Origin of the sequence: Paenibacillus ferrarius, from assembly GCF_002027705.1 — a bacterium.
Lineage (GTDB): Bacteria > Bacillota > Bacilli > Paenibacillales > NBRC-103111 > Paenibacillus_E > Paenibacillus_E ferrarius.
The window spans coordinates 15,496-34,624 of record NZ_MBTG01000029.1 but is presented as its reverse complement, the minus strand read 5'-3'; the positions used below and the strand labels follow the sequence as shown (position 1 = coordinate 34,624).

Here is a 19,129-nt window from a genome sequence, read left to right as displayed (position 1 = left end):
AATAACGGTAGCCTGCTCTGCTATTTATGGAACTAAATGTAAATATAGTCTTCTAATTTCTTCCATTCATCAAGTGCTTGCTGTATCATGATCGATTGCATACTCTTCAAGCCTTCACACAAATCCGATGCCAGAATTCACATTATCGACGTTGATAAGTACTGTGCCCAAACCACCTGCACCGTTTTATTCAAAAACAAAGCTGCCTTGAATTTGAATTCAAGACAGCCTTGTAAGATGTTCATTTACTTGCCCTTATATGCAAACATTTTTAGTAGCACCGTAACCGCCTCTGCTCTTGTCGTTTTATCGTTCGGAGCAAATGCGTTCGCGCCTTTGCCTTCGATAACGCCAAGCTTTCTCATGGCCCCCACTGCGCTTTGTGCCCATTCCGGGATGTCCTTGTCGTCCGCAAAGCCCGTTGTTGTCGCCGCCTGAACCGACTGCCCCAAAGCTCTGGCGATCATGACTGCCATTTCCTGGCGAGTAATTTCCGCATCCGGACGGAAAGTGCCGTCCTCATAACCACTGGCAATACCCGTTTGGACCGATTGTGCCACTGCGTTCTGCGCCCAGATGCCGATTTTTCCTGTATCGGTAAACGTCAGCGCCGCTTCTTTGCCTTGCAGTTTCAGCCCGTTTACCAGCATAACCGCAAATTCCGCGCGCGTTACGGCACGGTCCGGCTTGAACGTGTCATCCGAATAGCCGCTGACGATTCCTGCGTTTACCGCTTGCTTAATGCTAGTCTCCGCCCAGTGTCCGGAGATATCGCTGAAATGCAGCGATTTCGGATTTGTCTCCGTGTTCGTCTCTTGACCGACAGCGATTACCGCAAACTTCGTAAATTGATTGACCTCAACTGTGATGTGATTGCCGTCTACCTTACCGCCAATTTCTACCCATACCTTCTTCGCTTCGTCATAGTAGAATACGGAAGGCTTTTGACCGTTCTTCAAGCTTTTCGGGTCGAAGGTAAAGATCAGAGTAACCGGCTTGCTGAAATTTTCTGTAAAGTTTTTCAGAATCTCGAATACCGGACTGGCCAGAATTTCTTTATTCGTTAGAAGCTTTTGAATATCCGTTACTTTTTCGATTGTTACTCTCAACTCTTTGCTAAAAGCATCGGCAGGAATCATGATCTTGATCTCATCGTCCAAGCTAACCTCACCCTTTTGGCCCGTAGAAAGCGTGAGGTTACCGTCTTTCGAGATAACTGCTTTGCTTGAGGACGATGAAGATGAGGATGACGATGAAGATGCACGGGTCACTGTGAGAGTGTACAGTTGTGTCGCGCCACTCTCTGCAGTTACTATAATCCCGATCGAATTAGACCCCACGACCAAGTTAGAAACATTGTATGCATACACATTGCCCGTTACAGAGCTGTAAACCGCACCCGTAACCGTGAACGTTGCTTGGGAATAGGTTTTAGCAAAAGCAACATTGAAACTTGAAACCGAGTTAGGCACACTCACTGTATAATTCCGATTCAATGAGGAAAATGATGGTGATAAATCGCCTTGATCGATCGTCAGACTGCTCAAAGTTGCATTGTTGTTAGCTGCCCGAGTAACCTTGATCGTGTAGTCCTTCTTAGTTCCGTCCTGCGCCCTGACTGTGACCGTAATCGCGTTGCTTCCTGCCTTTAAATTAATAGCGCTGCTCGCTTGACCATTAGCAATCGCTGTTCCGTTCACTTGCATCGTTGCTTTGCTATCATAAACGCTGGCTGTAACCGTTACGCTGGATACATCATTATCCACACTAGCAGTGTAGTCGGTTGTTACGGATGCGAATGCAGGATTTAAAGTACCGCCCGACAGCATCAGGCTGCTCAAGTCGGCATTCTTCGCCGGTGAAGTTGGTGTTTCGCCGCCATCTCCATCTGCACGGTTCACTGTAAGAGTATACAGCTTGGTCGTGCCATCCTCCGCGGTTACTATAATCCGGATCGGATTAGATCCGACAACCAAGTTCGAAGCATTGTATGCATACACATTGCCCGTTACAGAGCTGTAAACCGCACCTGCAACTGTGAACGTTGCATTGAAATAGGTTTTAGCAAAAGAAACATTGATATTTGAAACCGAGTTAGGCGCGCTCACTGTATAATTCGTATTCAATGAGGAAAAAGCCGGCGATAACTCGCCTTGATCAATCGTCAGGCTGCTCAACGTCGCATCGTTGTTGGCTGCCCGAGTTACCGTGATCGTGTAGTCCTTCTTTGTTCCATCCTGCGCCGTGATTGTGATCGTAATCGTGTTGCTTCCTACCTTCAAGTTGATTGCACTGCTCGGTTGACCGTTTTCTACCTGGTTTCCATTCACAGCTAACTTTGCGGTGCTGTCCGCTCTCGCCGTTACGGTAAGGTTCAACACATCGTTAGGAGCACTTGCCGTATAGGTATATACGCCTGCGCTGACCGTTTGATCCAACGCAATGCCACCACTTAAGTTTAAAGCTTTTAAACTTGAATCTGAACTTAACGTTGTAAATGTAGCATCCGGACCGTAGCTTGTTCCGGCTTCATTGACAGCATATGCCCGCAAATGGTAAGTAGTTGCGGATTGAAGTCCTGTGAGATTCACTAAGAAATCTCCTGTCCCGCCTGAAGCTGCAACAGCTTTACTATCGCTGCTTACCGGATTTTCATGCACGGAATAGACCACACCACGCTCTGTGACTGTTCCGCCCCCGGCTGAAGTCACCTTCCCCCCAGCCGTTGCTGAGGACGAAGTGATAGAGGTCACGTTCGTACCCGTTTCTACGGTTGCAGGCAGCTTAATGGTTAAATGAAATGCGTTGGAAATAGCATCAGCAAACCCTGTTGCCTTCACAGTAATCGTGTGATTGCCACCTGCCAACACGCCGGCTTTAATCGTTAGCTTCCCGGCGCCGATCGTGTAATCCGTTCCCGACGTCAGAGAAGTCGTCCCGTCCTTGACCGCAGTAATTGCACTGCGCCAAACCGAGTCATCCGTGAATGTAATCTCGATGTCTTGTGTCGTATCGCTGTCCGTCTTGACTGCCGTCAAAGTTGGCGGTACCATAACGCTCCAAACCTCTATTTCGGCAAATTGCATGTAGTAGCTACCGTTTTTGTCCGTATTCAGTTTGTCACCCGTTACCTTGACATATCGGTCAGTAGCATTTGGGAAAGTAAACACTTGTCCGACTGCCGGATACGGGAATGGATAATTGGTCTTCTGAACTACTTGCGTCCAGTTAACCCCGTCTGTTGATACCTCAATTCTGAAATCAGCGGGAAACCCATATCCTTCTGAACCGTAATCATTGCGCGGGAACAACGTCACCTTATTGAACGTCAGATTTGCGCCCAAGTCCAGTTGTACCCATTGCGTACTGTCGGCCGAACTACTGCCGTCGTCGAAGCTGGTCCATCCATAGTTGAATGCGTTGGATACTACTTGTCCGTCGTTGACATGACGGAGCTTCCAAACATCTCCTTCAACACTACTGCTGGCAGTTGGCGTAGCTCCAATAGCAAGGTTAGTACTGGCGGTTGCTGCGTACGCAACATTCGATTGGTTAACGACCGTAAAGCCGGTGCAGAGCGTTGCAATCAACAAGAGTAGCGTTACACCAAACGATAGCCTTCTTCTCGCATTGTTATTCGGCACAGAAATCCTCCTTTAAAATGAATAGCTTTGTTCCCCCCTACTGCTGCATTCATCTTCCTCCATGGTCCGCAAAACTTTACAACAGACGTGGAGTTTTGCGGAATTTCTATTTCTCCTGTCGGTTTTTGACTACAACTCGGACTAGTATAGGACTATTTCACCATAAAAGAAATCCCCCGTTTCGGGGGGGATTGTAAATAAAATAGGGGGTTACCTTAAGATTCCAATTAGATTGCATTTATCGAACAAACATTCCCATTTAGTATCTATATAGCCATCTTTGGAATGATAATGTGTTCCGTCCCCCCACATGGTGGACAACTTACCAACTGGCTGATGACAGAGATCAGCTTCGTAATTACAAGGCCCTAATTTCCACAATTCTGTTTTCCAAACGGGAACATTCTGCAGAAAATCCGATTAAATGCCCATATACGGATTTCTCTAAAGAAGTGCTTGATATCGAAGGATTTTCCCCTCGCAGCACACGCACGAAATCATTCACAAGCAGTAAATCTCCCCCGCCGTGACTGTCGTTGGTTACATTTACGGTTACGCGCTCCTCTGTGAATTCATGCCCAGCACGGGCATCAGGGTGCCTGACTACAAATGAACCATCTTCCAAAGTTCCCTGAATTTCTCCCTTCGTCCCGACGATGAATAGCGTTCTGCATGGTTTGGAAGCCCCCCCGATCATATTGTGCGTAGCCGTTGAGCCATTCTCGAATTTCACGATAACGGATTGGCGATCGACGACGTCGTTGTCGCAATGCCATACGCATCGGCCATACGGACTGCTGGTGCGCAGGATATCCAGCTTTTCCTCATCCGTCGGCGCTATCCCGAAGTAGTCGTTTTCCCATACATAGAAGCCCCAGCGCCCTTGTTCAATGTAATGCTTTTTGGCCGAATACGGACAGCTTTCTTCGATTTTGCAGTCGACCAGGCAGCGTGTTCCCGAACCTTCCGGTGCATGTTCAGCTTTAAAATGCATAAGACCTCCGAAGCTGCTTACTCTGGTCGGTCTTATCTCGCCCGTCATCCAACTAATAATATCTAAGTCATGGCAGCATTTCGCCATAAGCATAGACGATTTGCATGTTTCTTTGGAGTTCCACTTCCCTCTAATAAAGGAGGCCGCCATATGATGATAACTAACATGTTCCGCCGTTTGGATATTGACGACTTCTCCGATGTCACCCGCTTCAATTCTTTTGCGAATTTCCGCATAGAATGGGGCGTACCGCAATACATGACAGATCATCACAATGCGGTTATGTTCTTTCGCTTTTTGATGCAGCACATAAATCTCTTCTTCGGTCGTTCCTATTGGTTTCTCCAATAGCACATGATAGCCGGCCTCAAGCAGCGGAATCGTCGTTTGGATATGAAGATGGTCCATTGTTCCGTTGATCGCCGCTTCCGAAATACGAGGCCCAGCAACCAGTTGCTCCACCGATTCAAAGCAGCATTCGGACGTAAGGCCGAATTTATCTGCAGTCAGTTGTCTGCGAACAGGGTCAGGTTCAACGATACCAACGATACGCAGCTGATCTGGATATTGAGAAGCATAAGAAGCATAGAGCAGACTACGATGTCCAGCACCTACGATTATCGCCGTTATAGGCTGGCCGTTTGTGAAATTCTCATTGAGCTGATTGGTATGATTCAAAGTGATTACCTCCTGCTAATTAAAGATGCTCCCTCCATCTAAGGAAAGGAGGGAGCGATCATCTTACTTTTTATTTTTAGCGTTGTACCATTCCGTTGCTTCTTTAATGATTTGATCCCCGCCACGCTTCTTCCAGTCCTCTACGAACTTATCAAAGCTGTCGATCGGGTCTTTGCCGGTCATGATTTTGGCAGCTGTCTCCATCCACAAACCGTTTTTGCCAAGCTCTGGCTTCGACTGTAAGGTAGGCGGTATCGGCATATCCACGCCATCGTCTTGACGACCTTCGCTTTTAGCGATTTGAATCGCGTTTGCGATAATATCCCCGTCCTTACGCCCCTTCATAAAAGATTCATTAGCCAAATAGGAAGGCCCTACCAAGCGCAGGAACATAAGATGCATATTTTCTCTGTTGATCTCATCCGGATTTGTCGGATATTTATAATTCACTTTCCCATTATCCAGCGTATAATCTTCGCCTTCTAAGCCGTAATCAAGGAATTTCTGAGCTTCGTCCGAATAAAACCAGTTTAAGAACTTAATGGCATTTTCCGGGTTTTTATTCGATTTCGGGATCGACCATGCCATATTGACAGGGGAACCGATCATCAGACCCCCTTTGCCATCTGGACCTGTGGGAGCAGGAATATTAATGACATCGGCTTTAGAGTCACCCTGCTTGACTTCCGAGCGCCATTTATCCGGATACCCTGGATCATGCACAAACATGCCTACCCTAGCAGCTCCTTTAATTTTAGCGTCCCAATCCTTCCCTTGCTGAACGAAAATTTCGTTATCCATCAGTTGTTCTTGGTATAACTTACGGTGCAGCTCCAGGGCTTGCTTCATTTGTGGTCGAATAAAGTTCGGGATTAACTGGTTGTTTTCATATTTCCATCCTCCCGGAATCGCATCATAGGCTGCGAAGAACACCTCGCTGAAAGCGAAATTTTGTCGACCTGAGAATGGAATCTCATCCGCTTTTCCGTTTCCGTTCGGATCTTTCTCTTTAAACGCTTTCAACATCTCTACATATTCGTCGATGGTTTTCGGCACTTTCAAGTTCAGCTTTTGAAGCCAATCATTTCGCACATAAACGACCTGTGTATTCCGAATATAGTTCTCGAGTGGAATGGCATAGATCTTTCCGTTATTACTAACCATAGGTGAATCCCACGTCGTTTGTGAAATATTCTTTTTCAAATTAGGGCCGTATTTCTCAATCAAGTCGTTCAATTCGTAAAATGCGCCATTGTTAACAGCTGGAGCCACCTCGGGTGAGTTAACGCCATTAATTTGAAGAAGGTCTGGAAGGTCGCCTGCAGCTAAAAGCAAAGTGAGTTTCTTATTGAATTCCTGGTGAGGAATAAGTTCGAATTTCACATCTGTCTTGGACAGCTCCCGAAGCTTCTTCACAAACTTATCTTCGTTAATATTGGGCGATCCTTCCACATAGGGCAGACCCCTCGTTCCCAAAGTAACTTTGACGACCGGAGGCTTTGCAGACTGTGCAGTTACACCGCTGTTACCGGATTCCACTTTCTTAGAACAGCCAACGACCGTTCCAACCGCGAGGACTAAACAAAGCCCTGATAGCAGATTCTTTTTCTTCATAAGCTTAACGCACTCCCTTTTTTATAGTAATTGGTGGCATATGAGAACTACCCTTTAAGCGATCCGAGCATTGCTCCTTTCGTAAAATGCTTCTGAATCATCGGGTAAATTAACAACACGGGTACAGTGGCTACGATGATTGTCGCCATTTTGATACCTTCCGCAGACTGTAGTGTCATCTGTACACTTTGCATGACATTGGCTGCATCGTTATCGACAATGAGCTGTCGCAGCTTGACCTGCAGCGGGTACAGCCCCGGATCTCTTAAATACATGACTGCTGAGAAATACCCGTTCCAATGACCGACTGCATAAAACAACCCAATCGTGGTCAAGGATGGCAAGGATAACGGCAGGACAATGCTCCAATATGTGCGGTACTCGTTGCAGCCATCTATTTTGGCAGCTTCCGTCAGCCCTTCCGGGATGGATTGGAAAAACGAAATCATGATAATCAGGTTAAATGCGCCAATTAAGCCCGGAATCATTAATGCCCATAACGTATTCAACATGCCGAATGACTTCACGAGCAAATACGAAGGAATGATGGGTGCCGTGAATATCATGCTAAAAAGTACAAGAAGAATGAAGAACGAACGCCCTTTCAATTCCTTTTTAGCAAGTCCGTAAGCCATCGTAGAAGTAAATAGAAGATTGAGCGTCGTTCCCAAAACAGTCACATAGACCGTTATTCCGAAAGACTTCCAAATGGCGATATTATTCAGCACGGAGGCATAGTTGGCCAAAGTAAAATCTACCGGAAATATCGTTACGCTTCCTTGTAAAATCGCTTTTCCACCGCTAAAAGAACCCGCCAATATATTGACAAACGGCAGCATCATCACGAGGCCGGTAAGCACTAAAACGATATAATTTATTGAAACAAACCACTTTCTTGCAGTTCCCATTCCAATCATGAAACGAATCCCCCTTCCTCAGAATAATGAATTGCCGGTTAATTTCTTGCTAAGTTGATTAGCGCCTACTATTAGAATCAGACCAATGGCAGACTTGAAAATACCGATTGCGGTAGTGTAGCTAAATTGCGAACCTAGCAAACCCACTTCATAGATGTAAGTGTCGATAATATTCCCTGTGTCTTTGACTAGCGGATTAAGCAGAATATAAATTTGTTCAAAACCCAAATCTAGAATATGACCGATTCGAAGCAGAAGCAGAACCATAATCGTTGGCATCAACGCCGGTAAAGTAACACTGAATACTTGCCGGAATTTACTGGCTCCATCCATATCCGCAGCTTCATAAAGCTCTGAATTGATACCTGCAACAGCCGCCAAATAAATGATCGTGCTCCAACCGACTTCCTTCCATATCCCCGAAATGACGACAATGCTTCGAAAATATCCCGGCTCTTGCATGAAAAATATTTTCTCAATGCCAAAATCACCGAGCAGTTGATTAATAATGCCATAGTTGGGAGACAAAAAGTTAATTACGAGGCCACCGACGATGACCCATGAAAGAAAATGAGGCAAATAAATGACTGTCTGAACGACCCGCTTAAACATCATCTTGCGTACTTCATTTAAAAGCAGCGCCAAAATAATAGGCGCGGGAAATCCGAAAATGAGTTGATATAAACTAATCAGTATCGTGTTGCGTAAAATACTAAAAAATTCCGGATACGTAAACAACGCCTCAAAATGCTTGAACCCGACAAACTTGCTGCCCCAGAGCCCCGAAAATACATTGTAATCTTGAAACGCAATGATGCTTCCAGCTAGAGGGATATATCGAAAGATGATAAAGAACAAGATTCCAGGCAAAATCATGGAATAGATTTGCCAATTCTTGAGCAGGTACCTCTTCTTGCTGTGCGGGACAATGGGGACTCGATAACTTGCGCTGTCCATTTCCGCTAGATTGATCTCGGCCATATGACTCCTCCATGTCTTAACTTTTGATACCCTAATCGTAATCGCTTTCATTCGCAACGTACATGTTATTTATTTAATAAATTTGTGCTTTTTTCTGTGACTTTTTAAAATATAGGGCATTTTAAAAAAAGAAAAGACCTTGCAGGTTCTCAAGGTCCTAGTCGAGTCCTATTCTCTTTCTATACTCCCTCGGTGAATAGCCGAAATGCTTTTTAAAGGTTTTCGTAAAATGCGGATAATCGCTATATCCTACCGCAGTCGCCACTTCGTACGTTTTGCAGTTCGGGTCCTGAAGAAGCACTTCCTTCGCTTTCTCCATACGAAGACCGGTCAAATATTGCGTAAAACCGACGCCCATTGTCTCTTTGAAAGACTGGCTAGCATAGGATAAAGAGATATGCATCCGTTCTGCAACTACTTGCAAGGATAAATCCTCTTCCATGTAATTCTGCTCAATAAAGGCAACGGCCGTTTTGATGCCTTGTGAGGCGCCATGCTTTCGCTTGCTTTGGATAGCCTTCACATGTTCCATAATGCTTACTTCTAACAAACGACATGCTTCAGCCGCATCCATCACCGCGTAAAATCTGGCAGATTCGGTCTGATTAATCATTCCTCCGCTCCCCGTGCGTTGCTCTAATTCTTTCTCGATAAACGTCAGCAATTCATAACAAAGATGCTTGAACAAAGTGGTATCTCCCGACTGTTCCTTATATGTACGATGAACGCTGATCAGTTCCTGTTGAATTTCTTTTTCATCCAAATCCCACATCAAGCTTGCTATGCGGATACCCATTGTTTTGCAAGACCAAATCCAATTGCTTCTTTCCAGCAGCGCTTTTTGTTTCAAGTCGAGCTTTTCACGCACCGTTCTCAGGACGTTATCCAGTACATCCGGCCGGATAGGCTTTAGCAAATACTCTCCAACATCCGAATGAAGCGCTTGCCGGGCATATTCAAACTCCCCATAACCGGAAAGAATCACAATCTCGCATGCCAATTGGCGATTTCTGCATTCCTTGATGAGCTCAAGCCCATCCATAGTCGGCATGCTAATATCCGTAATGACTAGATCCGGCTGCGTTTGGCTAATAAGTTCCAATGCCTCCTGCCCGTCTTCCGCCTCGCCAACTACGGTAAAACCGTGCTCGCTTTCTGAGACCATTTTGTACAGGCTTCTTTTGATCATGTGCTCGTCATCGACAATAAGTACTTTATACATTACAGATCCTCTCCCCTCTTGGATGATTCCTCCGAAACGCCCGGCAGCATCATTTGAATGACAGTCCCCTGCTCATTTGATTGTATAATTTGCAGACCGTATGGAGGACCGAACAACAAGCGAACCCGCTGATGCACGTTCCAGAGCCCTATGCTTGTTAAGGCTTCGTCCATACCTGCTTCTCCAGATGACGTGTTCGTGTCATTCATAAAAGAATCGTTATACGCATCCATCGTTTCCCGCTTCATTCCTCGCCCCTTGTCAATAATCCGCAAAAGGTAACCGTTCTCATTTCGTTCACACGTGATCCCGATATAAACCGGCTTCATCCGATGCTTCTCATAGCCATGCCGGAAGCTGTTCTCCACCAACGGTTGAATCGTTAACCTTACCGCTTTGGCATGCGTTATCATACGCTTATCGACATCGAAATCAATATCCAAATACGGAAATCGTTCTTTTTGAATTTCTAAATACGTGCGAACATGCTCTAATTCATCCTGCAAATAAACGATTTTCATCGAATCATTAATGCTATACCGAAACAAATCTGCAAGCGCAATAGACATTCGGCTGATAGGAGCAACACCTTCTACGATAGCGTATGAATTGATCATTTCGAGTGTATTATATAGGAAATGGGGATTAATCTGCGATTGGAGCGCTTTCAACATGGATTCTCTCTGTTTGATAACGAGCTCTTTCTCCCTTAATTGAGACGTATGCACTTCATCGATTAATCTGCGCAGTTCGCGGACCATTTTGTTGAATCCCCGGTAGAGGCTTCCCACTTCATTCCCATGATGTTCAGGTGCCGTTATAAAAAAGTTGCCGTTTTCCGCACTCCGCATTAATCGCTGAAGCTTAGAAAGTCCGTTTGTCAACGATAGCGAGAAACCGCCAATGATGATGATGACTAGCAGCACCAGAGCAAGTCCTCCCCATATGGTCACATTACGCAAAGAAATTAACTCTGCGGTTAACTCATGAATTGGAACCTGCGAGACAATGATCCAATCTGTATAGGATGACTTATGAAAAACCAGCAGATCTTTCACATTGTGCTCGGAATGGATAAACGCGCCTTTATCAAGATTCTTTACTTGCTTGGAATACCAATCAGGCGCTTTAGCCCCCATCTTCGTTTTGTCCGGATGATAAATCATCTGTCCTTGCGCATCTGCAATCCATAAGAATCCTGTATCGCCGACCTCGATTTGATCTACGATTTCAGATATGACATTCAACCTCAAGTCAATAATCAAAACGCCCGATGTTTGGTATGTCGATGCATCCTTAAACTTGCGGATAATCGTTAAAAGCGGCGTATTGCCTTCCCAACGAATGCCTAAAAGGGAGTAGTTCTCGCTGCTTGGCATGTCCAAATAAGCCTGATACCGCTTCTCCACCATGGATGAGCCCAAACTGGAAACCGAAAGTCCTTGATTCGAGAAAATTGTAAACGAATACATTTCCGGCCTTCCGAAAACAATCTGCTGCAAAAGCTCATTCTGAATTTTATTTGTAATCATAAATCGTTCAAACGTTTGTTCCGGAGTAAGTGTCATAAATTCCTGGATCAACGGATGAAGAATCAGAGGAAACGTGGTCCGCTCCAGTTCAAGAAAATAATCATTCAAATGTCCATTTACTTGTTTAACAATCTGTTCATTGAAATTGATAGCAGATTTCTCTATGAATAAAGTGGATTTGTCATACCATAATTTACCAAATACAAGCAAAGGGATACAGACGAAAAATATAAACAGAGTAATCAATTGGGTACGTATCGATATGTTTATTTTGTTCACGTTCAGTTACCTCTCTCTGATACTCGTAGGTTTAATAAATTTAGTATAACGGAGGCGCTTAGGGATGGAAAGAGTCGGGCAACAAATCGTTCTAGAACATTGGATTTATGTTACCAGAGAGGATGACTGAACAAAAAAACGAAGGCAGTTGACCTTCGCTTCCGTGCATGTATCCGAAGATGGAGATAAGGAGTTTTTACCTTTTGGGCCCCTCCATTACCAAAGCCCCGCCGTTCAAAGATTTAACCGTTAATTACGTTACGGTTCACCTTATCATCAAAAGAGCGAAAGACGCCTCATCAGGCGTCTTTCTTAATTTAAAGTTCGGTAATGAAATTGTGTGGGTGCCATCTCCCATGCAACATTGTCCGGGCCATCAGGCAGCGGCCGAGCGGGTCGCCACGGCCGCCGAGATGAGCCTCGTTCACCGCGACTGTCGCACTTGGAGGTCGTGAATGAAGTCTGCGGCCAGTTCCAGCGGGACAAGCCCCGCTGGATCGCGTCCGCTCAGAATCCAGAAGAAGCTCGGTCCGATCAGCAAGGCTGTGGCCTGATCAAGCGGGACTGGCAGTGTGTCCTTCCCGAGCGCGCGCTCAATCACGACCCGAGCGCTGTCGCCGAGCGGGTCCTTTGTGGAGAGCAGTTCCGCCACAGCGGTGTCGTGCTGCGCTTCGCCGAGGAGCGCTCGGTAGGCGGTGCCTGCCGATGAGTGCGCAAGGAAGCGCACGAGCACTTCCAGATAAGCCGTTAGGTCGTCCAACGGAACCCCTATGGGGCTAATAGCAAGTTCCTCCTCCGCATCGGCTGCGCTGGCCTCGATCAGGATCTCCGCTTTGTGTGACCACCAACGATACACCGTCTGCCGAGATACCCCGGCCCTCTCGGAGATGCCCTTCATTGTCATTGCAGAGAGCCTTCGTGGCACTGCTTGCCTCCTTGGATAATGACCAGTTAGCCGCTGCCAGGCTTCGCGGCAAGTACCGCGACCTCTTGCTGGGGCCGGGCAAGGACTGGGCGTTCCCGAATACAGCCGCGGGCATTCGGGGCTCCGAGTTGAGCGAGGACCAGAGGGCCCTGCTGCTAACGGTGATCGAGACGTATGTCGGCAGTATCGACGACGCAAACGCCGCGATATTCCTTGCCGGTTATAAAAGTGAGCTCAATTCCACGTACGTCGGTTATTCGGGCTCGACCTCCGTGAGCAAACCGAGTGACTACATCCGTATTGATGGCCCGTCCGTGTGGATCGAGTTCTAGATGCACAGCGGCATCATCCTCTCGGATCCGCACCCGCACGCAGTATGGCGCGACAAGAACACAGACTACGGAGGAAACGCCTCCTAACCACAGCTTGTCACCATTGCCACGTCTGCGAACCTAATCACTGAGGGTAAGCCTGCTCGTCGCTAAGACGACATTCGCGCACCTGAGTAGTAGCTCGCTGAAGGGCTACAAGGAGGTAACACGAATGAATGTATTGTCACATGAGCAACAGGGTGGATCGGATCATTCATAATTTTCATCGTTAAACTCTTGTGTTGGTTCGATGAATGAATGCCCCTAAAAGTGTTGTTTCCTTTATTTGTAACTAACCTCCCCTTTACTTGAACAGGCTGCCAGCATGCCGGCAGCCTGTTCAGTACGTGCTATCGTTCTTTCGTTAGTGGAACACCTTGTACGGCACGGCTATTTCTCCAACTCATAGCGGGTCGCGATAATGCCCGAATTGAGTGTTCGGCTGGACAGCAGCTTGAGCCTGATTTTCTCACCGTTGCCGTGGAATACCGATTTTCCGCCGCCCAAGATGACCGGACAAATCGTCAGCAGGAATTCGTCGATCAGGCCGAGCTCAAGCAACGTCTTCGCCGCCCCCGGACTGCCGAAGATAACGAGATTTTTGCCAGACTGCTCCTTGAGCGCCTTGATTTCCTCTGCAATATTGTCCTTGATCAGCATCGTATTGTTCCATTCGACAATGTCCATCGAGCTGGAAATGACGATCTTCTTAACATCCTGCAGCCATTTGGCATGCTCTATATCGTGCCCCGACGCATTTGGATTGTCCAGCATCGTGGGCCAGTAGCTCTCCATCATCCGATACGTCGTGTGTCCGTATACGGGAGAGCCGACTTCGGCTACGACCTCCTCGGCGTATTTCTCTAATTCCTCGTTGTACGGAATCCAATCTAGTCCTCCGTTCGAATCCGACGCATACCCGTCCAGCGACACATGCATAAACAATACGAGTTTTCTCATGTTTGCTTCTCCTCTGATTTCGAATTTAGTTGTTCGATTTTATGGCCAGTAGGCAAGTGTTTCGTCCTACTCTTACGTTCACTATAAATCATTACGTTACGTAAGGGTCAAGTGGAAATCTGAATTTTCTTCGAAGACAACAATGTTTCGCAATTATGCCCTTTAGTTTAATAAATCGGTCCAGCTATTTTATGTAGTTGATTTACTATAAAATATTACTCTCAGAAAACTATAACCTAAAGTTGAAATCGTTCTTTAACCAATAGTGCGGTCTCTTCTTGTGTTCGATTAGTTGTTTGAATTCGAATATAGTTTTTCCTTGTGATCTCACCAGGTAATGAGTTCAACCGATGATTTTCCATCGTATGAATTAAATCCTTTTCTGATCGTTCGACATCCCGTTTCGTCGGCTTATGATGTAAACGATGAGGGGACTTATTACGCTCAAGCCTTTCCTCAATGTCAGCCTCGAGTTCTACAAAACATACCTCATGCCCCTTGGATTCGAAGATGTTACAGATTTGATCAACAAATTCCCAGTCAGCTGGTAAGTCGAACCCCCAAACGTATGTAAACATGAATCCGGCACTATTGCTTTTAGACATCTGCTCAAAGATTTCCTTGCGAAATAGATCTGCTAATCGCCACATCTCAGGTCCAAAGCCAAAATAAGGATGCAGCAACTCAATCGTCTGATGGTTATGGAACAACTTCAAAGGCGTGATTTTCTCTAGTTCATGGCCAATTGTCATCTTTCCTACAGCCTGGGGACCGAATAAAAGTATGAACTTCATTTTTTACCACCCTATCTTACCGACTTAGAGAAAGCATTTTCTTTCAAGAGCCAAAATAAGGATATTTGGATTTGTATACAACATGTCCCCATCCTACAAACTTAGTCTCATAAAACGCTAAGAGAGTGACTCTTTCTTTACTTTGGTTCTCTTCCCAACGTCTCTCATAACGTGTTTTCCTCCTAAGTATTAAGGTTAACCCAAAAATTGCTTCACTATCTAACATGATAACAAATTATTTAGGTTTAGGTTGATAGAAAACAGCTATTATTAAACTCTCCGTTAATGGAGTGAAGGGCTGCCACGCGGCAGCCCTTCTAACGTTCGCGTTCATATGGCGCCAAACTGCTATCTACGAACCATGCCTCGCCTCCGTCCAATTACTTGGTGAAAAAATTAATTCAAGCACAAGTAAGTTTTTTGTTCATGCAACTCCCATCATGGTTGTTTGGTTCTTTAGTTGTTGAAGGAGAATTAATTGAATACCCCGTTGGTTTTCTTAGTGTTGTATACAAGGCAAGTTTTACCTTTGAGTTTTTTGTTTTCCCTGAAATAAGCGCCATATTCAATGTTCATTTTCCTAAAGATATATGAGCTGTATCTCTATCACTATCACACTAATACTATCCTACTGCTACTATTTGTGGTTCTTTAAGAAGATAAAGAAAATGTACGGCTAGCAACTTCCATAAGACAAAGTAATTTAATCTTCGAATTAATTGGGGTAACTTACCAATCGTTACCTGATCTCTTCGTCACAACTTCAAATCATTGGTATTAGTTGAACAATATAGGAAATAATAATGCATACTGTAAAAGGGGAGGGTTTTAAGATGATTTATATTTATAATGATTTCGGGGGAACGCATACTACAGCGTTAGCTGCAGCTTATCATCTGAAAAAGCTGAACGAAACTCACGAGCCCTCGAAGAATGAAATATTGAATACTCACAATTTCAATAAGTTGGTGTACAAGGACAGAGGAAAGTTTTACTTCCACGGGAAGGATGAGGATGGCAATAAGGTGTATACAATGGGCAGAGGTAGGTCTAAAATTCTAGTTCCCGGCATATTTAATCTGATCGATATGTTGATTGAAGAAGCGACTCTCGATGAAAAGATTATTTTATCTAATACTTCTCCGACCGTACCTTTTTCGATGACATGTGGTGGGATGCTTTCACGATGGCTAAAAATTGACTTTATTGGCGTTCCTTTATTAGTTGTAGGAGCGAAACAAGCATATCAAGACATTATTAATCTCGTCCACCATACAAAACAAGTCGCAAAAAACTCAAATTCACAATTAATTATGCTGGATAATAAAGATTTCAAGTAGCTGTAATGATTAAGTAAGCCATGCTTTTAAAAAGTATGATTTTTGAAATAACTTGGCCTCCTTTGAGTAACTGCTAGCAAGCCGTTCATACTTAAAAGCATACATAAGAACATATAGAGTTTCACTAGAATTGCCGAATTTAACAATACATACTGCTAATCTCCCCGTTGCTTAAATGAAGAAATAGAGGAGTTGCCGCGATGTAAGCTCCTCCTCTAAATTTCCTTGTTAGCTAAATATACGACTTCCAAATGAACCTCAACATTTAGCGCTCGATAACCCCAGTTGTAATCTTCAAGTTGGCTGCATAGGTCAGAAAAACGTCATTTTCAAAAATTTTCGATACTAACGATTCCACTTTATATTCATTCCTTGCCTCTTCATAAGAAGCACCACGTTGAACTAAATTCGCAATAAATGTTTCTTCTGGCCCTGGATCTTCTCCAAATCCATCTTCTTTTATTGAGGCATACAGTGTATCCATTTTAAATGTGTCAGAATTCGGATCTAAGAAATTAACTCTGTCGCTGACTCTACAATCAATTTGCTTTACGCCTAACTGGCTTAGGTAAACAGGTACCTTTATCCCGATATTACCGTCCTTGCCACTACGCTGCATGTCACCTTCAAACAACTTCTGAAGAAATCCTAACTGGATAATCTCCGATGAATTGTACCCATCAAGATAATAGTTTGCCATGGTTGAGATCCAATGTGGTTCAAAGCATATAATTCTGCCACCATCAATCAAACACCCTATCATTCTTTGCAGAATTTCTTTCGGATTTACTACATGCAATAAAAATGCATGGCAAACAGCAAGATCATATTTCTGCCCAAAATCCATCTTCTGAATATCACCAAGGGTAAATTGGGTTTGATATGGCGTATCTTTGAAAACATCCTCCGCATGATCAATCAATTTGCTTCCAATATCGACTCCCGTGTATGTTGAACCTTCTGGAATCAATGGTAAGAGCTTGGTCCCTAAGTACCCATAGCCACACCCGAAGTCGATAATCCGAACAGGCGATGTAATTTTCCATACACTTTTAATAAGGAACTCTAAGTAATCATCATTGTAATATAGCCATCTTGTTTTACTTAAATATTCAATTTTATTATCCCAATAGTAGTCGCTCATCTTCCAACCCCCAAGTCAGCGATGGATCGGTTCCATCGCTGCGCTATTGTCTTTCGATAGTTGAGTCTCCAGTGCAAATCAGAGTGGCAATACGGTGATTAGCTCGTCGCCTAAGATTTCGCCGTTGTTACGGAATCCGAAGCTTTCATAAAGCTTTTTGGCGGGCAAATTATCTACCTTATAAGAAATCCAGCAGTAATATGCAGGCCCTGCCGGAAAGGTGCGGATAAATTCCAAGATTTTTTTCATGGCTTCCCGTCCGTAGCCCTGGTTCTGGTGGTGCTTGTCTATCATCAATCGCAATATGCAATAGCTGTCGTGTGCAATTGACGGGAGGTCGTAACTGGTGATTCCATATGTCAACATAACAAAACCGACCGGCTGCCCATCCGAGTAAATGGCAAATGGAAATGGTTGTCCCCCATTGGTTGCAAGGACATAGCATGAAGCCGCACTTGACAGATTGGACGCAACGAATCGCCGTTGTTCTTCTGATACTTCCAAGTTAAATATGGCGCGTCGGTTTTCCAATGTTATTTTTCTGAGCGTAATCATGCAAGTCTTCTCCCTTCATCCCTTATCGTTTTGCGCCGCGGTCGCATAAATAACATACAATTTTAACTAAAAAATGAATAGACTTATGTTGAATTTTTTTATATACTATTATGTATCCATGGCTTTTTTAGGGGTATCCTTTTGGTAAATAGCAATTGATTAATCGGCACAATGATGTGCCGGTTTTATTTTTCGTTAACGTAATATTGGTTAAAAAAAGGCTGCCGGTTTTCCCGGCAGCCTTTGACTTGAAGGTTAATTACATTATAGTTCCTCGATAGTTTAAGTCCCTATTTAATGAGCAGTTTGAATTTTTGACGACTGCCACCTTCTGAACCATTTGGAATTGACTCATCTTGAGGCACAAATCCGAACTTCTGATATAACTTCCTTGCAGGTCGTCCGTTTGGAATTTCATCGCCAAATGTAATAACTGATACTTCTGCTGGGATATCAACAAGTTTCAATATATGTCTTAGTAGCTCAGTTGCTATACCTTTGTTTCTCGCTCGAGATGAAACAGCTAGCCACCCAATCTTGTAGCTTGGGGCATCTGCTGAAGAAAATAAAACTCCACCGAGTAACCGTGATCCTGGCAATCCATCATTTTCCCTCACACAAAATGCACTGCATTGATTAATATTTTCTCTATTGCCTGAATAAATTTTGGATCACTTACCATAGGACCAAATAAGTACTCAACTTCAGAGGCCAGTTCCAACCATACGTTCAAATCATCCTTGACAGCGTTCACAACTTTCATAAAAAACTCCTTTAAATTAAGAGAGATAATTTACTGCTCACTGATTATTTATCCAATCCACAAAATAGTATTTTCCGCTTTAAAAGCTAAAGGTAACTTTTTAATAAGCAAATCAATCCTTGTCACCATATATTCCAAATCATTATTCTCCAGATTAGCAAGTGCCCAAATTCTCAAATTTTTTAGTTCCAGAAGTGTAGATGCCAACTGTTCTTTTCTTAATTCTACTCCATTCTGAATACCATAAATTTTTAACTCCTCGATAGCTGGTTGCCAAAACTTTGTAAAGAATTCTTCGTTAGAAATTGGTAATTCAAAACCTAGTTCAAATGAATTGTCCTCTAGATTCATTCTAAACACACTAACAGACATTAATTAGCCTCCAAACTTCGCGCTATATTCTGAAAATGATTAGA

18 protein-coding genes are annotated in these 19,129 nt (G+C 44.3%); 3 read left to right on the top strand and 15 right to left on the bottom strand.

Annotated features, from left to right (window positions below):
• Positions 1-245 precede the first annotated feature (245 nt).
• The 8 genes from BC351_RS26855 to BC351_RS26820 all read right to left on the bottom strand — a co-directional run bounded on the left by BC351_RS26855 (position 246) and on the right by BC351_RS26820 (position 12,765).
• A complete protein-coding gene (locus BC351_RS26855; RefSeq protein ID WP_079416818.1) occupies positions 246-3,644 on the bottom strand; it encodes a cadherin-like beta sandwich domain-containing protein in 3,399 nt (1,132 codons plus the stop codon).
• Between the two features lie 358 nt (positions 3,645-4,002).
• Entirely contained in the window at positions 4,003-5,316 is a 1,314-nt protein-coding gene (locus BC351_RS26850) for a Gfo/Idh/MocA family protein (RefSeq protein WP_079416816.1), read from the bottom strand.
• Positions 5,317-5,379: 63 nt separating this feature from the next.
• Positions 5,380-6,930, bottom strand: a complete 1,551-nt coding sequence (locus BC351_RS26845; protein ID WP_079416814.1) for an extracellular solute-binding protein — start codon at positions 6,928-6,930, stop codon at positions 5,380-5,382.
• 47 nt (positions 6,931-6,977) lie between these two features.
• Entirely contained in the window at positions 6,978-7,847 is an 870-nt protein-coding gene (locus BC351_RS26840; protein WP_244209184.1) for a carbohydrate ABC transporter permease, read from the bottom strand.
• 18 nt (positions 7,848-7,865) lie between these two features.
• Positions 7,866-8,828, bottom strand: a complete 963-nt coding sequence (locus BC351_RS26835; RefSeq protein WP_279628376.1) for an ABC transporter permease — start codon at positions 8,826-8,828, stop codon at positions 7,866-7,868.
• Positions 8,829-8,985: 157 nt separating this feature from the next.
• Positions 8,986-10,050: a response regulator transcription factor gene (locus tag BC351_RS26830; RefSeq protein WP_079416812.1), complete on the bottom strand. Its 1,065-nt coding sequence runs from the start codon at positions 10,048-10,050 to the stop codon at positions 8,986-8,988.
• Positions 10,050-11,861 carry a sensor histidine kinase gene (locus BC351_RS26825; protein ID WP_079416810.1) on the bottom strand — a complete coding sequence of 604 codons (1,812 nt, stop codon included), beginning with the start codon at positions 11,859-11,861 and terminating at the stop codon, positions 10,050-10,052. The genes BC351_RS26830 and BC351_RS26825 overlap by 1 nt, the downstream gene beginning before the upstream one ends.
• 424 nt (positions 11,862-12,285) lie before the next feature.
• Positions 12,286-12,765, bottom strand: coding sequence for a TetR/AcrR family transcriptional regulator (locus BC351_RS26820; RefSeq protein WP_079416808.1), 480 nt, complete (start codon positions 12,763-12,765; stop codon positions 12,286-12,288).
• Here BC351_RS26820 and BC351_RS26815 point away from each other — a divergent pair.
• A complete protein-coding gene (locus tag BC351_RS26815; RefSeq protein WP_158082243.1) occupies positions 12,759-13,118 on the top strand; it encodes a DUF3500 domain-containing protein in 360 nt (119 codons plus the stop codon). The genes BC351_RS26820 and BC351_RS26815 overlap by 7 nt on opposite strands.
• Before the next feature lie 429 nt (positions 13,119-13,547).
• Here the strand turns inward: BC351_RS26815 and BC351_RS26810 are convergent, their stop codons facing one another.
• Together BC351_RS26810 and BC351_RS26805 are read right to left on the bottom strand one after the other, a co-directional pair.
• Positions 13,548-14,117, bottom strand: a complete 570-nt coding sequence (locus tag BC351_RS26810; RefSeq protein WP_079416806.1) for a dihydrofolate reductase family protein — start codon at positions 14,115-14,117, stop codon at positions 13,548-13,550.
• 236 nt (positions 14,118-14,353) lie between these two features.
• Complete coding sequence (locus BC351_RS26805) at positions 14,354-14,911, bottom strand: DEAD/DEAH box helicase family protein (protein ID WP_079416804.1); 558 nt, start codon at positions 14,909-14,911, stop codon at positions 14,354-14,356.
• A 387-nt stretch (positions 14,912-15,298) separates the two neighbouring features.
• Here BC351_RS26805 and BC351_RS44420 point away from each other — a divergent pair, with 387 nt between their 5' ends.
• Both BC351_RS44420 and BC351_RS26800 read left to right on the top strand, forming a co-directional pair.
• Positions 15,299-15,505: a CBO0543 family protein gene (locus BC351_RS44420; protein ID WP_425270946.1), complete on the top strand. Its 207-nt coding sequence runs from the start codon at positions 15,299-15,301 to the stop codon at positions 15,503-15,505.
• A gap of 239 nt (positions 15,506-15,744) precedes the next feature.
• Positions 15,745-16,251, top strand: a complete 507-nt coding sequence (locus BC351_RS26800) for a DUF3189 family protein (RefSeq protein ID WP_079416802.1) — start codon at positions 15,745-15,747, stop codon at positions 16,249-16,251.
• Between the two features lie 265 nt (positions 16,252-16,516).
• Here the strand turns inward: BC351_RS26800 and BC351_RS26795 are convergent, their stop codons facing one another.
• From BC351_RS26795 to BC351_RS26780, 5 genes are all read right to left on the bottom strand, one after another.
• On the bottom strand, positions 16,517-17,395 hold the full coding sequence (locus BC351_RS26795) for a class I SAM-dependent methyltransferase (RefSeq protein WP_079416800.1): 879 nt from the start codon (positions 17,393-17,395) through the stop codon (positions 16,517-16,519).
• Positions 17,396-17,473: 78 nt separating this feature from the next.
• Positions 17,474-17,950 carry a GNAT family N-acetyltransferase gene (locus tag BC351_RS26790; RefSeq protein ID WP_079416799.1) on the bottom strand — a complete coding sequence of 159 codons (477 nt, stop codon included), beginning with the start codon at positions 17,948-17,950 and terminating at the stop codon, positions 17,474-17,476.
• 290 nt (positions 17,951-18,240) lie between these two features.
• On the bottom strand, positions 18,241-18,549 hold the full coding sequence (locus tag BC351_RS26785) for a GNAT family N-acetyltransferase (RefSeq protein ID WP_158082242.1): 309 nt from the start codon (positions 18,547-18,549) through the stop codon (positions 18,241-18,243).
• 14 nt (positions 18,550-18,563) lie between these two features.
• A complete protein-coding gene (locus tag BC351_RS42450; protein WP_158082241.1) occupies positions 18,564-18,713 on the bottom strand; it encodes a hypothetical protein in 150 nt (49 codons plus the stop codon).
• A gap of 48 nt (positions 18,714-18,761) precedes the next feature.
• Positions 18,762-19,085 carry a hypothetical protein gene (locus BC351_RS26780; protein WP_079416795.1) on the bottom strand — a complete coding sequence of 108 codons (324 nt, stop codon included), beginning with the start codon at positions 19,083-19,085 and terminating at the stop codon, positions 18,762-18,764.
• Positions 19,086-19,129: the final 44 nt, after the last annotated feature.